This window comes from Margalitia sp. FSL K6-0131 (assembly GCF_038008735.1).
GTDB lineage: Bacteria > Bacillota > Bacilli > Bacillales > Bacillaceae_C > Margalitia > Margalitia shackletonii.
Map to the genome: position 1 here is coordinate 1287417 of NZ_JBBOZS010000001.1, position 16920 is coordinate 1304336.

A 16920-nucleotide genomic window follows, 5' to 3' on the forward strand; every position below is an offset into this window, starting at 1 on the left:
TTAACTCACATTGTCTTTGACCTTTTTAAAAGGAGAATAATGAAATGATTATAAGTGTTACGATGAACCCATCGGTAGATATTTCGTATCGATTAGAGGAATTTAGGCTAAATGGTGTGAATCGTGTGGAAAATGTCCTGAAAACGGCGGGCGGAAAAGGACTGAATGTGGCAAGGGTGGTTCATTTGCTGAATTCGCCTGTTATGGCAACCGGTATTTTAGGCGGCACCATTGGAGACTTTATCGAAAGTCAGTTGCAGCTAGATGGAATTTCTCATGACTTTTTAAAAACCAATCAAGAATCCCGCAATTGTATTGCCATCCTTCATGACGGGAATCAGACAGAAATATTAGAAGCGGGCCCAACCTTTTCGAAACAAGAAGAGATGCAATTTTTGCAGCATTACTCCAAACTGCTGGAAAAGGGTGAAGTTGTGACGATTTCTGGTAGTCTTCCAAGAGGGCTGGAGGCGTCTTTATATTCTCAGATGATTTTATTAGCGAAGCAACAGCAAATTCCAGTGATACTAGATTGCTCTGAAAAAATTTTGAAGCAGGTTTTGGACTTTCAGGAAGCTAGACCTTTGGCTATTAAACCAAATATAGATGAGTTAAATGAATTACTAGACTTGCAGGTTTCCGCAGATGATATTAATGGGCTTAGAGAGGCGGTTTCACATTCATGCTTTAGCGGAATAGATTGGGTGCTGGTTTCTCTTGGAGCAAAAGGGGCTTTCATTAAGTATCTAGATGATTATTATTTTGCGAGAATCCCAAAAGTGCCGGTGGTGAATCCAGTTGGCTCAGGAGATTCGGTCGTTGCAGGATTGGCGGTAGCCATTTTACAAAAAAAAACGGTTGAAAATGTGATTAAAACAGCGATGACAACTGGTGTGCTGAATGCTATGGAAACACAGACAGGTTTTGTGAATTCAGAAAAGTTTGATTTTGTTTACAGCCAAATTGAGATACAAAAAATCATGTAGGGAGTGAACACCTTGTTAAAGTTAACTGAAAATAAACGAGAAGCTTTGAAGCGTCTGTCGGATGAAAATGGGATTATCGGTGCTCTGGCTATTGATCAGCGGGGCTCTTTGAAAAAAATGATAAGCAGCGCAAGTACCATTGATATTGGGGACAATGGAATTATAGACTTCAAAAAAATGGTAAGTAAAGAGCTGACAAAATATGCTTCTGCTATTCTACTAGACCCGGAATATGGACTGCCTGCAGCAGGAGTAAGGGATGTTCACGCAGGATTGCTGCTGGCTTATGAAAAAACGGGCTATGACGCAACGGTACCAGGACGATTGCCAGATTTGCTGGACGAATGGTCTGTTAAGAGATTAAAAGAAGCGGGGGCAGATGCTGTAAAATTTCTTTTATACTATGACGTGGACGAAGACGCAGCAATTAATAATATCAAACATGCATTTGTCGAGCGCTTAGGATCGGAATGTGTTGCCGAGGATATTCCATTTTTTCTTGAACTGGTTTCTTACGATGCAAAAAATGAGGATGTCAAAGGTGTTGAATATGCGAAAGTGAAGCCGCATAAGGTAAATGACATGATGCGAGAATTCTCAAAACCAAGATATCAAGTAGATGTTTTGAAGGTGGAGGTTCCTGTTAACATGAACTATGTGGAGGGTTTTTCAGCAGGAGAGGTTATTTATACAATAGAACAAGCGAAACAATACTTTAAAGAACAAAGTGATGCAACAGACTTGCCTTATATATATTTAAGTGCCGGAGTAAGCGCAGAGCTTTTCCGAGAAACGTTGGAATTCGCGGCCTCAGCTGGTGCAGAATTTAATGGTGTTCTTTGCGGTCGGGCAACATGGAAAAACGGTGTCCAACCATTCGCAGAACTAGGCGAGGAAGCAGGCTGCCACTGGATGCAATCAGAAGGCAAGAAAAACATCACCGATTTAAATGAAGTCCTAAAGAAAACCGCAAAACCTTGGTTCACCAAAGCAGAAAAATGGTGTCAGGCACCACTCATGGACAAATGAGGAATCTGTACGTAACAGGAGGACATATATTCATTGTCCATCTGTAGCGTACAAAATACCAAAATGTCCACTGAGGGTGCCTGACACCCTTATTTATAGAGGGAGCTTGGGATTTTAATTGTTGGGTTCCCTGCTGCGTAAGGTCCAACTTCGTATTCTTGAAAGATTAGATAGATGCCGCCTTTTGTAAAGTAAAATTGTGTGTTTTTGTTCACTGGTACATCACTTACTTTGTTAACAAAATAAGAGTAAGGTTCATGGCTGCTAAAGTATTTATAGGCATACTTTTGTACCTTCGCAAAGTTAGATTTAGTTTTCAATATATCACTGATTTTATATTGCTTGCCTGAAGACAGGCTGTAATTGTAGGAAGTCACTGCACTTATGCCGTGTGCACCGCCAGTGTACTGATAATCAGTATATAGAATACTAAGTTTCCCGCTTGTGTTGTATTTTACTTTGTAAAGGGATTGATATTCATAATGGCAGGAGGAAGGGAAATCTTTACAATTCTTATCGCCTTTAGCTTCCTTCTCCTGTTTTTTCACCTCTAAGTATGCTTTATAGGATTTTTTTGCCGCACCTAAAAGGGATGCGTTGATCTTCTTTTCAGCAGTTTTACTGGTCAAACCAGATACTTGTGGATATTTTAAAAACTTTACCCCTTTGTATAGGTGCTGGCTTACGTTTGCCTTTGTCGTTGCGGCATTTGCTTCCGATTGGAAAGTGGTTACACCGAAAAGTAAGCCAAAAATGAAAGCAAAAGCGATGGTTATTTTATAAAACTTCATTTTCCTCATTTTATTCCTCCTTGTTTTGAATAACAGAAACATTATATAAATAATAATTTGTCCAATACAAGAACTATTTTTCGTAACCTTTTGAAAAATAAATCAAAAACCGCACGAAAAACTTGCTGAACCGCACGAGTTTAGTGGCGAACTGCACAAAATACATGTTGAACCGCGCGAAACGAATCGGAAACTGCACGAATCGGGGAAATAGCCCCGTTTCTCCAAGCCAATTTTAAATAAAAGTGAGGATAGCTAGCATGCTATCCTCTACACCCAGTCGTTCCCTCTATCAATAATTACCTTTTTGCAATTCCTTCATTCGCTCAATTGCCTGTACAAGGCGATCATAATTGGTTACTTGTTTTCTTTCTGTAGGATGCAGCTTATTGTAAGCAACTTTGGCATCATTGACTATATGCTTATCAGCCAATGTGAGGTCTTTGACATCCGGCAGAGCCTTAATTTGGTTAATCACAGACATTACTTTTTCACTTACGTAAGCAACGCTGTATTTTAGGCTTTCTCTTGTGTCTGGATCTTGAACCGTGTAATATATTCTGCCGGCATCAGGACCAAAATCAAGGTTATCAAATGTTACCGAGCCATCTTGATCTGCTTGCTTTTCTGCTAGAACTTCCGTTGATTTTAGGGATTTATATAAGCGAACAATTTGCCCCTTTTTAACTCTATCTAAGAATACTTTATCCTGTTCACCTTTATTATTTTCCGCAGTGACGAAATGCATCATGATATTTTCTGTTCTTGGCAAACCGTCACTTTCAAACATTTGCCACTCATAAATACGGATTGCTCCCCACGGGGATGTTCCGCTATTGTAAATTTGCAGCTTAAATTCATTTGCGGTAATCGGCTGATCAAGAATCACATCGGTAACTGCTTTATCATTGCCTGTGATTCTTTTTGCGCTTACCCACTCGCCATTTTTATTTTTATATTGTAATTCAAAATCAACGGTATTCATGTTTTGGGCTTCCCCGCCATATTGAGCATGTTCCACTCTCCAGCGGCGAATGGTTTTAGGCTCACCAATGTCAATAGACATGTACCCTGACTGTTTGTTGGTTGCACACCATTTACTATTATTCGCAGCAGTGCCATCCAAAGCTTTAGATGCTGGTTCTGCATCGTTTTCAGCTGAAACACCTGTTACCTGCGCATGTAAGGCAACATTTGCAGAAGGAGGGTTTGGATCTATCTCCGTTGCATCTGTTCCCATTCCCCAATCAAAATCAACCACCGCTGCTTTTCCGCGTTCATAGTTTTGATTTACTGGCACGATATAAAGTTTTGTTATGTTATCAGCAGAAGCATTTTCAATACTTCTTGAGATATTCGGAGTATAAAAATAGTTGTTTGGTGTTGCCCCTATAAACGTTTTAACCCCATCGGCATTTTGCTGATACACCTCATATTCCAAAACATTTTCTTGCTTCGACCAATTTATACGTGCTTCCGCTGTAAAAGCATCATGCAGCATTTTTTCCGCCACTGCAGCATCACGCGGTGCAGCAAGACTAGGCTCTTTAGAATCATATACAGATAGCTGACCTAGATGAATAGAATAATCCTTTAATTCCTTTGAGTTACTGACTTTTAAACTAAGTGCATAGGCTGTTTTACCGGCATCCTCTTTTAAATCAATAACAGCGGTTTGCCAGCCGCTTTCATCTGACTTTGGAAGGACATAATATTTCATCTTATCAGCAGCATAATCCTCACCGTAAGCAACTCCAAGGGAAACATCTGCATCTGATTGATTTTGATAAACGACCTTTATTTTCGTAGATTTTGTGATAGACAGTTTAGTACTGTAAAGCATAACGTCATTAGATGAATTAGCAGCAAGCGGACCGCTGAGTTTCAGCGAATTTCCACCATTATAAGCATGATCGAAATCATAGGAAGCATTGATTCTGCTGCCTTCTCCGCGGATCCACCAACGCCATGTTGGCATAATATCCTGGATGGAACGGTTATTCCATTCCTGTGTGCTCACTACTTTTCCATCTGTAAAATATTGCTTGCCATGTCCGCTGTTAAAGTTGGTTGTAAACGGCAAGTTTTGAATAACAGATGAATCTGTGACGAAACGGGCCATTCCTTTCCACTTCGCAGAATCATCGGCTTTAGAAGGATCCCCTTGTGGTCCCGTCCAGAAATATGTTTCTTTTTCATGGAAATCAGACGGATTTCTCGCTAATCCCATGGTTGAATTCGGCGCATAAAGCGCAATGGAAACCTTAGGTTGTCCTTTTTCATCGAGGAGTGCATTTGTATTAATACTTGTGTTGTAAGAATTTTGCTGTACCTCAAAACCAGCGTATGCATCAAAAGGGTCACGGTTATGACTTTTCATCGTCGAAACCGTTGTATTAATTTGACTGACACCCCAGTTATAATTCAAGAAGAATTCGTCCACTCCATAAACTCCATCTTCCGCAGGTGTAACATACATATCATTTTTGCTGTTTACGGCATTTTGGTAGTTGATGTTTCCGTTGTTATCCTGTGCATCATACCAGCTAAAACGGATGTCTGATTTCCGTTTTGCATAACGCATCATTTCATTCATGCGGACCGCTGTTTCTTTATTGACTCCGGATGTTTCTTGGTTAAAAAAGTACCCATCGAAGCCATAGTACTTGGCGATTTCAATCATCTTGTCAGCAACTGGGAAGCTGCCATCAGATGCTTGCTGTGTAAATGCCTGGATTTCTGCAAGTGCCTCAGGTGATCCGCTGCCCCATGGGAAACCTAATGTTGCGTAGACAGGAACACCATTGCGATGGGCGGCATCCACGATATCAGGGGATGGAATCGCAAAAATCCCTTCATCGGTTCCAGCCCAATAAATATAGGAATCTAATAATTGCCAGTTATCAAATGCATAAACATTAAAGTCATTGCTGCCAACAGGGCTGGATTGGTCATGGTTGGTTAATGTAATTGCAGCAGAGGTAATTCCTGCCTTCGGATTCGCAAGCGGGTTAATCTGATGTCCTTTAAAACGTTTTTTGTTTAAAGGAACGGATGCACGGTCTAGTTCGGAGTCTGGGTCATTAGCCGGCGACCATTTCAAAAGTGTCTTAACTGAAAATGCTGGAGCAAGCGGCTGTAAACTCAATTTATCTTTATATTGTTCATTGATTTCATCGGTTCCGTCTCCATTAACGGCAGCAAATGATTTAGGCGTTATCATGGAAATAACAAGAGTTGCTAAAAGGACAAAAGAAGAAATATATTTAAAGACTTTTTTCTTTTTCAAACTCGATCCTCCTCATATTTAAAAAGTATCCTGAAGTAAGATGAAATGCTTGTCTTTCCCCCCTTTCTCTATCTAGAGTGATTTTTCCCCCCCAATCCCGCGATATATTCAGAAGGTTTTTAATCTTCCACTTTATACTACCAAAAATAATGTAAGCGCTTTATTGGATGAATCATAGATTTACTTGATTAATTTTAGATGATTATCCATATACAGGAAAATATTACTATATGAAAAATTGACTTTAGGTCTAATGTACTTAGGGCTTTTTTTAATGGATAAATTAAATGGTTTGTTGACTAATTAAATGAATGTTGGCGGAATCAAGGATATAAGCGGAGTTTAGGTTGACAATGGTTTTATTCCATTTTTAAGATGAAATAAATGCATTATGTTAGCCTATTTTTTTTGAGGTACAAAAAAATGATAGCGTTACCATATAAAAATAGATTCATATTTTTAAAGAACGATTGGAGGGGCAATTATGGAGAAAAAGAAACATATTCACATTATTTCTCACACTCACTGGGATCGGGAATGGTATTTGCCATATGAAAAGCACCATGTACTGCTGGTGAAATTAGTAGATCAGCTTTTAGAAACATTGGATCGCGATGAGCATTTTCGGAGCTTTCATTTAGATGGTCAAACGATTATTTTAGACGATTATTTACAGGTCCGTCCGGAAATGCGGGAAAAGCTTCAAAAATATATTAAGGATGGCAGAATCCAAATCGGCCCCTGGTATATTCTGCAGGATGAGTTTTTAACCAGCAGCGAGGCAAATATTCGCAATCTTCAATATGGAATGAAGGATGCGCTGCAGTGGGGCGGTATTTCTAAGGTAGGATATTTTCCTGATTCATTTGGAAATATGGGGCAAGCACCGCAAATTTTAAAGCAGGCGGGAATCGAAGCTGCTGTTTTTGGCAGAGGGGTGAAGCCAACTGGGTTTAATAATATGGTTAGTGATGTTGATATGTATGAATCTCCATATTCGGAAATGTTCTGGCGTTCCCCTGATGGTTCGGCTGTGTTAGGAGTTTTATTTGCCAATTGGTATTGCAATGGGATTGAAATTCCTGCTGATAAAGAAGAAGCAGCTGTTTATTGGGAACAAAAAATCGCTGCCTTAGAGAAATACGCTTCTACGAATCATTATTTGATGATGAATGGGTGTGATCATCAACCGATTCAAACCAATCTATCAAAAGCAATTCAAACGGCAGAACAGTTATATCCGGATATTCAGTTTGTCCACTCTAATTTTAATGACTATCTTGCTGAATTAATGACTACCCTCCCAAAGGATTTGAAATATATTGATGGGGAACTGAGAAGTCAGCAGACAGACGGATGGGGGACGCTTGTCAATACAGCATCCGCACGAATTTATTTGAAACAAATGAATCAGCGCGGTCAAGTTCTCCTTGAAAAAGTAGCAGAACCGCTTGCGACTTTTGCTTATATGACAGGGGAAGAGTATCCTCATCATCTATTTACTTATGCATGGAAAACCTTAATGCAAAATCATCCGCATGACAGTATTTGCGGCTGCAGTGTGGATGAGGTCCACCGAGAAATGGAAACCCGCTTTGAAAAAAGCAAGCATGTAGCGGAAATGATTGTGGACGAAAAACTAACACAGATTTCCGACAAAATCGATACAACAGGTTTTGCACCATTTGGAGCAGAAGCTGTACCGTTTACGGTTTTTAATACGACCGGCTGGGAACGGACCGGGGTAGTGTCTGTTACCGTAGATGTGAAAAGTGAATATTTTTCAGAAGGTGTGAATAAAGAGGCATTAAAAAGTTTTCCTCTAAACGATAGGGAATTAGTCGATCAAGATGGGAATGTCATCCCATTTACGATGGAAGATCTCGGGATTGCTTTTGACTATGATTTACCGAATGATCGTTTCCGCCAACCTTACATGGCGAGACGTGTTCAATTATCTTTTGAAGCACATGCAGTTCCGGCTCTTGGATACAAAACCTATGCCTTCGTGAAAAAAGAAACCACACTTCCCGAAACGGAATCATTAATCGTAAATGATAGAGAAGCAGAAAACGAATTTCTCCATGTAAAAATTGAAGAAAACGGTTCCTTAACCGTAACAGATAAAACAATGAATCGAATATTCACGGATCTTCTTATCTATGAAGACAGCGGGGATATCGGAAATGAATACATGTATAAACAACCGGATGGCGAAGAACCCCTTACCACGAAAAATAGTAAAGCTAAGGTTCATATCTTAAAGGACTCTCCATTTGAAGCGGCATTAGAGATTATTCATGAGTGGGAGCTGCCTAGGGGAGCAAATGAATTGCTCGCTCAAGAACAAAAAGAAGTGATTCCATTCATGAACAGAAAAGCACAGCGAGTCGAAGAGACCGTGCCTTTCAAGATAAAAACAGTCCTTACAATCGAGAAAAATAGCAAAGGGATCACAGTTTCTACAACTTTCAATAATCAGGCAAAGGATCATCGCTTACGTGCGTTGTTCCCGACAAATGTGGAAACTTCGGTTCATTATGCAGATTCTATTTTTGAAATAGCGAAAAGAAATCATGTACCAGCGGATGAATGGACCAACCCAAGCAATTGTCAACATCAACAAGCCTTTGTCAGTGTCTGCAATCAAAGTGAAGGCTTAACAATTGCAAATCTTGGCTTAAATGAATATGAAGTTCTCCAAGATGGCAGAAATACGATTGCTTTAACATTATTGCGTGCTGTCGGCGAACTGGGAGACTGGGGCTACTTCCCAACACCTGAAGCTCAATGTTTAGGAGAGCACACGGTTACCTTCCGGATTTATCCGCACACTGGGGACTGTATCGAAACAAATGCATACCAAGATGCTTATCAATTCCAAATTCCTTGGGTGGCGAAACAAACAGGAATCCATGAGGGGACACTGCCAACTATTCATTCTTTTATCGAATGGAATGCAGAACATCTTTCCCTATCTTCTGTAAAAATAGCAGAAGGTTCTGGTGACATCATGGTTCGCTGGTTCAATGCGGCAAACCAAGAGGATCAATTAACAATACATTCTGGCGGCAGGGAACAATGCTACCGTAGTAATGTGATCGAAGAAAATGTTGAAATGCTGCCTTTAAATGAAAACGGAAACTGGCAAGTACCGGTACAGCCATATGAAATCATAACCGTGGGGTTGGAAAGAAAGGAGTACCACCAATGAATACTAATTTACCTTTATCCATTAAGGAAAAAATAGATACCGTAAAATCTCATTTTTCTAATGATGAGAAAGTAATTACCTTATTTGAGCATTGTTTTTCCAATACGTATGAAACAACGATTCGCCGGAAAGAAGATGGAACCACTTTTGTCATTACGGGAGATATCCCTGCTATGTGGCTTCGTGATTCTGCAGCTCAGGTTCGTCCATATTTAATGTTAGCGGAACAAGATGATGATATGGCCGATATGATTGAAGGAGTAATTAAGCGTCAATTATCTTTTGTCTTGCATGATCCATATGCCAATGCCTTTAATGAAAACCCAAATGGAAATTGCTATCATCGTGACAAAACAAAAATGACCCCACTTTTGTGGGAAAGAAAATATGAAATTGATTCATTATGCTATCCCATTCAATTAGCGTATCTTTTCTGGAAAGGGACGGGCAGAACATCCCATTTCAATGAAACATTTATAAAAGCAGTTCAAACCATCATCGAAACATGGAAGATTGAGCAGCATCATGAAGAGCAATCAGAATACCGGTTTGAACGGGATAATTGCCCGCCATCCGATACGCTGACGCGAGAAGGAAAAGGTAGTCTTGTTACCTACACAGGAATGACATGGTCCGGTTTTCGTCCAAGTGACGATGCTTGTCAATATGGCTATCTAATTCCTTCCAATATGTTTGCAGTTGTGGTCTTAAGACAGCTTGCCGAAATTGCGGAGAATGTCTTAAAGAATCAGGAGCTAAAAGAGAGTGCCCTAAAATTAGCAGATGAAATCAACGAAGGGATTCAGAAATTTGGTAAGGTGGAACATCCCGTTTACGGAACCATCTATGCATATGAAACGGATGGACAAGGAAATTACAATTTAATGGATGATGCTAATGTTCCGAGTTTACTATCATTGCCGTATTTAGGGTATTGCAGCATCGATGACCCAATCTATTTAAATACGAGAAACTTCATCCTTAGCAATGAAAATCCTTATTACTATGAAGGAACGGCCGCAAAAGGGATTGGAAGTCCGCATACTCCGGAACATTATATTTGGCATATCGCCCTTTCCATTCAGGGAATGACATCAACTTCTGAAGAAGAAAAAATGAGAATACTGGATTTGTTTAAACATACGGATGCTGGTACGAATCTCATGCATGAAGGATTTCATGTGGATGACCCTAATCATTTTACAAGAGATTGGTTTTCGTGGGCGAATTCCATGTTCAGTGAGTTTTTATTAAGCTTATGCGGGCAATTTGTTAAGGGAAGCCCTTTGCGTAAGTAGTTTTCATTTTAACTTATATTAGTAATTAATGTTAATTTTATCCTTATGCGTACACTTGAATGGGTTTACGCATAAGGAGGTAAGAATCTCATTGAAATGGAGATGGATAGAAATGAAATTATTCCAATATGTAAGTGAATGGATTTTGCGTCTCGTATGGACGAACTTGTTATGGATTGCGTTTACCTTATCCGGCCTTGTCATTGCAGGTTTTTTTCCGGCGACAATCGCCATGTTTACTGTGATAAGAAAATGGGCCAAAAAAGAATTGGATTTTTCTATATGGCAGCTGTTTAAGGACACTTATAAAAAGGAATGGGTAAACAGCAATAAAATCGGGCTTGTCTTTGTTTGCATTGCAGCATTTCTATTCATTGACCTGCGGATTTCGTTTTATATGAAGGGATTCTTTTCTATTTTTCTCTATGTTTTCATTCTATTCTTATTGGCTATTTTACTATTAACCTTAATTTACTTTTTCCCGCTTTATGTACAATATACTTTCAGCGCAAAAGCCTATTTAAAACAAGCCTTTATCCATGCGTTTGCTGGCTTTAAAGATACATTTGTTATTTTAGTAGGGTTAGTATGTATTGGATATTTTATCTATAAATTACCCGGTCTTATTCCGTTTATGAGCGCGGTCTTGCCAAGCTATTGGGTGATGACGGTTTGCATGAAAAGGTTCCGCAGGCTGGAAAAACAAATCCTTGAAGCTTAAGGAAATTAGGTGACTATTTGGATAATCGGAAACATTGCTCAAATATTTTAATAGAACGATAGGGGTGTATATCATGTTCCTGACAGAGAGAAAATTTGAGGCACGGATCAGAGAATTAGAGGGGTATCGTTACCGTGATTGTGTGGATATAAAGGCATTTGCTGCTAAAAATGATGATGGCGAAGTAGGTGCGTATCCACCCAGTGAGTATGATCAAAATCATCAAATGAAACTTGGCGACTACTGGAAGGGAAGAGATCGCTATCTTTGGCTCCATACGACGGTGGATCATCATGTAACATTCGCAGACCGTCAAGTGGTTGGTCTTTTTTCCTTTGGAAAGACTGGCGGAGGGAATAATTCTGGTTTTGAGTCTTTATTATTTGTGAATGGGCATCCGTACCAAGGTGTTGATTCCAATCACGAAGAAGTTTTGTTTGATGAAGAAGCAGCCAGACAGCCTTTGCGATTGGATTTCCGTCTGTGGTCAGGACTGGAAGGCGGAGGTGTCCCGGTTGAGAATGAGTATAAATTAACGATGGCGAAAATCGGCTGGCTGGACAGAAAAGTGGACAATCTTTATTATACGCTGCTTGCTGCATACGAAGTTTTAATGGAAACTCAGGAGACAGATACGGCTTTTCTCACTTTGAAAACATTGATTTCCGATAGTTTGAAAATCATCAATTGGACAGAACCAGGCAGCGATTCTTTCTATGAATCCTGTTACGAGGCGGAAGCTCAATTAATGAATGCATTACAAAAAATCGATGCCTCATCAGAGCTTACGATTCATGCGGTTGGCCATACCCATATTGATGTAGCATGGCTTTGGAGATTACGAAATACTCGGGAAAAGGCTGCACGTTCGTTCTCAACCGTTTTGCATTTGATGAAGCAATATCCTGAATATGTCTTTTTACAAACACAACCGCAGCTTTACGATTACATAAAGACTGATTATCCGGAAATTTACAAGCAAATGAAAGAGCGAATTGCGGAAGGGAAATGGGAAGCGGGAGGAGCTATGTGGCTCGAAGCGGATTGTAATATCCCGAGCGGGGAATCGCTTGTCCGCCAAATTTTACATGGCAAAAACTTTTTCAAAGAAGAATTTGGCGTTAATTGTGAATACCTCTGGCTTCCGGACGTCTTTGGCTATAGCTGGGCATTGCCGCAAATATTAAAAAAATCGGGAATCAAGACGATGATGACGACCAAAATCAGCTGGAATCAATACAATCGTATGCCGCATGACACGTTTTATTGGAAGGGCATGGACGGATCCGAGATATTAACGCATTTCATTACGACACCGGAACCATGGAATGCGCCGGATTCTTGGTTCTATACGTACAATGGATATATCACCGCAAAAACCGTAAAAGGTGCATGGAAGGGCTATCAGGATAAGGAGTTATCTAAAGATCTGCTGTTATCCTATGGCTATGGGGACGGAGGCGGCGGGGTAAACCGTCACATGCTGGAAATGAGACGCAGATTTGATACTCTGCCAGGGATGCCGAATGTGAAAACGTCAACTGCAGGTGAATTTTTCGAGAAGCTTCATGAAAATGTTACGCAGTCAGATGCATATATTCATAAATGGGATGGGGAACTGTATCTCGAATATCACCGCGGAACGTATACGAGTCAGGCTTTTATGAAAAAGATGAATCGCAAACTAGAGCTTTTCTATCGCAGGGTGGAGATGCTTTCCACATGGTTATCAACTAATGAAAAACGAGATCATGAGGCGAAACAATTAAAAGAGGGCTGGAAAATTATATTAAGAAACCAGTTTCACGATATTATACCTGGATCCTCTATACATGAAGTGTATGAAGATGCAAAGCTGGAGTACGAGGATGCTTTACAAATTGCGGAACAGCTTGAATCTAATATCATAAAAGACCATCTAAAGAAAGAAGAACATACAGTAGTGGTGTTGAATACTACTCATGTAAAAGACGGAAAAAATATCCGAATCCATGAATATACAGAATATGAATGGGGTGTATGGAAAGATAGGGAGGGCAACCAGTTGAGTGCTCAAAAGGATCATGATAGCTGGCTGGTAGAAGTTGTTTCCCTACCTTCCTTTGGAGCGAAAACGTTGTATTTTGAACCAAAAACTAGGATGGAAAAGGCAGACTCTCCGTTTAAGTATACAGATTACCAATTGGAAACGCCTTTTTACATCGTGAAATGGAATGAACATGGACAGTGGACCATGCTTTATGATAAAGAAGCAGATCGTAATGTTCTAAGTGACGAACAAAGAGGAAATGTTTTACAAATATTTGAGGATAAGCCGCTTGCCCATGATGCATGGGATATTGATATATTCTATCAAGAAAAAATGGAAGAGATTCAGGATTTAATAGATTTCCAAGTGGTGGAAAATGGTTCGTTGTCATTTGGAATCAAACTTACTTATAAGTACCATCATTCCGACATTTCTCAGCATATCGTGTTTTATGCGAATGATCGTAGGATTGATTTTGACACCAAGGTAGAATGGCATGAAAAGCGAAAACTTCTGAAAGCAGCATTTCCAATTGATGTCCGTGCAACAGAAGCAACTTATGACATTCAATACGGGAATGTAAAACGGCCAACCCATTGGAATACAAGCTGGGATATGGCAAGGTTTGAAACGGTTGGTCATCAATGGGCAGACATTTCAGAAGCGGATTATGGCGTTAGTTTATTAAATAACGCTAAATACGGATATGACATTAAAGAAAATGTCTTAAGACTTACATTGTTAAAGTCGGCAACTCATCCAGATCCGGAGGCTGATCAAGGTTGCCACTCCTTTGTTTATTCTCTTTATCCGCATATGGGAGATTGGCGTGAGGCGAAAACAGTCGAAAAGGCATGGGATTTGAATGATCCTGCCCTTACTTTCCCTGGGAAATGGGACAGCGAAGAATCCTTTGTTGAAATCAATTCGGACCATGTGTGGGTAGATGCGATAAAACAAGCATATGACGGGAATGGCATCATTATTAGACTTCATGAATATGAAGGAAAAAGGGGCACGGTAACCGTAAATGTTCAACGTGATCCTGTCAGCTGGGTAGAAACGGATTTAATGGAGGAGCCTATCGGAGTAGAAACCACTTCCCCGATTGTGTTGAAGGTCAAACCATATGAAATTAAAACGATAAGAGTATGGTGATACCTTTCACAAAAAGACGCTTGGAGCATATCAGAATCCAAGCGTTTTTACGATGCAGAGAATTTTAGCGGACAGACGATTCGTTATTGGGATAAAAATCCTTGTTTTCCTTGTGTTTCCGAACATAGAATCCGTTATTTGACGATAATCAGGCAAAATTACGATTGAAAGTAGCTAATAACGGAACCCGTGTCCGCTATCTCTTTAAAAACCAGCATTTTGTCACAGATAACGGAACCCGTGTCCGTTAAGAGCTCTTCCTCTCCAGTTGAAGCAGAAAGCCTGTAATTCTTCCAGCATACTCTTATTTAATTTTTCCACTATTTCTGAAATTAGTTAACTTTGAAAGCGTTTTACCGTTTTCTATAATAAAACTATGAAAGGGGTTACAATACTGTGAGGGAGGTGGGAGAACATTGAAGAAGATATGGAAAGATCTTTATAAGAATCGAATTTGGCTTCTAATGGTGCTTCCTGGTACTATTTGGTTTTTGTTGTTTTCCTATTTGCCCATGTTTGGTACGGTCATCGCCTTCAAGGATTTCCGAATCTCACGAGACGGATTTTTCGCCAGCGTGATGGACAGTAAGTGGGTAGGATTTGATAATTTTAAATTCCTGTTTAATACAGATAGTGCTTATATTATCACAAGAAATACGGTGTTATATAATCTAGTATTTATTATTCTGGGATTAGTGCTCGGTGTTGGGGTTGCCATTGTTTTAAGTCAGCTTGCCAACAAGCGTTTATCCAAAATCTATCAAACAGGAATGTTGTTTCCACACTTTCTTTCTTGGGTTGTTGTCAGTTATTTTGCTTTTAGCTTTTTAAGTACTGATAGTGGACTTTTAAACAATCTTCTTAAAAGTTTTGGCGTAGATACCGTTTCCTGGTACAACGAACCGCGTTATTGGCCATACATATTAATCATTTCTAATACATGGAAAGGGATCGGATATGGCAGTATCTTGTATCTGGCAGCAATAGTCGGAATCGATAAAACGTATTACGAAGCTGCAATGATCGATGGTGCATCCAAATGGCAGCAAATTATGCATGTTACCCTTCCGATGCTCAGATCCTTAATGATTGTCCTTACTATCATGTCAGTTGGAAAAATCTTCAACTCTGATTTCGGGCTATTCTATCAGCTGCCGATGGATTCAGGAGCATTATACCCCGTTACAAATACCGTTGATACATTTGTTTATCGAGGATTAATGACATTAGGTGATATTGGAATGAGTACTGCGGCTGGACTATATCAGTCCTTCATTGGATTTATTCTCGTTTTGCTAACTAACTTTATTGTTAGAAAGGTAGATGAAGAGAGTGCTCTATTCTGACATCTACCAATATTATTCGAAAGGGGGCAGGGGATATGTCAAAGAGTATGATGAAAACTGCTGAAACAGAAACAACACCTCTTTCAGTCCATGATCAAAAGGTAAATGTAAAACAAAAAAAGCGGAAAAATCTATTTGGGTTTCATCCCGTTACCAATGGGTTGATGACTACTTTAATTGGTATAATTAGTATTTTGTGTGTGTTTCCATTTATATATGTCATTATTATTTCACTGTCCAGCCAGAAAAGCATCGATACAGATGGATTTCGGCTAATCCCTAAAACTTGGAGTCTTGAAGCCTATAAATACTTGTGGCATATGAAAGAACAATTACTTACCTCCTATGGGATTACCATAATTGTTACGGTAGTAGGAACGATTATCAGTGTCTTAATGATTTCCTTTTACGCTTATGCGATTTCAAGGCCGCAATTTAAATACCGAAAGTTTTTTACCTTCATCGCGCTGTTTACCATGTTATTCGGCGGCGGAATGGTTCCGTTCTATATCGTTGTTACTCAATTTCTAGGGTTGAAAAATTCTATTTGGGCATTAATTTTACCTCTTGCCATGAATGCTTTCTACATTATTGTAATGAGAACATTCTTTATGAAATCAGTCCCGGAATCCATTTTGGAATCCGCTAGAATCGATGGGGCAAGCGAATTTCGGATATTCTTCCAAATTGTATTTCCGCTCTCCTTGCCTGGACTCGCAACGATTGCATTGTTCAGTACATTAGGTTATTGGAATGACTGGTTTAATGCCTTGCTCTTTATTGATAATCCGCATCTTGTACCACTGCAGTCCTTGCTTATGAAAATTGAAAGCAATCTGGAATTTATGAGGCAAAATACGGAAATTGCCGCGAGACAATCTGATTTATTATCGGCTATACCGGAGGATTCTGCAAAGATGGCTATGGTTGTTATTGCTACCCTGCCAATCGCTGTGACGTACCCGTTTTTCCAAAAGTATTTCATCAGCGGTTTAACTATCGGGGGAGTTAAAGAATAACAAGGCTGTTTTCGCATCTATTGTTGCTTTTCGAGCTTTT

10 protein-coding genes are annotated in these 16920 nt (G+C 39.7%); 8 read left to right on the top strand and 2 right to left on the bottom strand.

All coding sequences use genetic code 11. The annotated features are described in order from the left end of the window. The first annotated feature begins 44 nt into the window (after positions 1-44). Complete coding sequence (locus NSQ59_RS06215) at positions 45-986, top strand: hexose kinase (RefSeq protein ID WP_340830144.1); 942 nt, start codon at positions 45-47, stop codon at positions 984-986. 12 nt (positions 987-998) lie between these two features. Next, on the top strand, positions 999-2015 hold the full coding sequence (gene lacD, locus NSQ59_RS06220) for a tagatose-bisphosphate aldolase (protein ID WP_340830146.1): 1017 nt from the start codon (positions 999-1001) through the stop codon (positions 2013-2015). Between the two features lie 89 nt (positions 2016-2104). On the opposite strand, the gene NSQ59_RS06225 is transcribed toward lacD, so the two are convergent. After that, complete coding sequence (locus tag NSQ59_RS06225) at positions 2105-2815, bottom strand: DUF3298 and DUF4163 domain-containing protein (protein WP_340830148.1); 711 nt, start codon at positions 2813-2815, stop codon at positions 2105-2107. Positions 2816-3098: 283 nt separating this feature from the next. Then, positions 3099-6095, bottom strand: a complete 2997-nt coding sequence (locus tag NSQ59_RS06230) for an endo-beta-N-acetylglucosaminidase (RefSeq protein WP_340830149.1) — start codon at positions 6093-6095, stop codon at positions 3099-3101. Positions 6096-6579: 484 nt separating this feature from the next. Here NSQ59_RS06230 and NSQ59_RS06235 point away from each other — a divergent pair, with 484 nt between their 5' ends. From NSQ59_RS06235 to NSQ59_RS06260, 6 genes are all read left to right on the top strand, one after another. Then, on the top strand, positions 6580-9309 hold the full coding sequence (locus NSQ59_RS06235) for an alpha-mannosidase (protein ID WP_340830151.1): 2730 nt from the start codon (positions 6580-6582) through the stop codon (positions 9307-9309). Then, on the top strand, positions 9306-10607 hold the full coding sequence (locus NSQ59_RS06240; protein WP_340830153.1) for a glycoside hydrolase family 125 protein: 1302 nt from the start codon (positions 9306-9308) through the stop codon (positions 10605-10607). Before NSQ59_RS06235 ends, NSQ59_RS06240 begins: the two co-directional genes overlap by 4 nt. Positions 10608-10719: 112 nt before the next feature. After that, the gene (locus NSQ59_RS06245) at positions 10720-11328 is read left to right on the top strand and encodes a YesL family protein (RefSeq protein ID WP_340830155.1); all 609 of its coding nucleotides are present in this window, start codon (positions 10720-10722) and stop codon (positions 11326-11328) included. Positions 11329-11401: 73 nt separating this feature from the next. Next, positions 11402-14515, top strand: a complete 3114-nt coding sequence (locus tag NSQ59_RS06250) for an alpha-mannosidase (RefSeq protein ID WP_340830157.1) — start codon at positions 11402-11404, stop codon at positions 14513-14515. Between the two features lie 416 nt (positions 14516-14931). Next, entirely contained in the window at positions 14932-15861 is a 930-nt protein-coding gene (locus NSQ59_RS06255; RefSeq protein WP_055738634.1) for an ABC transporter permease, read from the top strand. A gap of 164 nt (positions 15862-16025) precedes the next feature. Continuing rightward, entirely contained in the window at positions 16026-16880 is an 855-nt protein-coding gene (locus NSQ59_RS06260; RefSeq protein ID WP_235950524.1) for a carbohydrate ABC transporter permease, read from the top strand. The last annotated feature ends 40 nt before the right edge of the window (positions 16881-16920 follow it).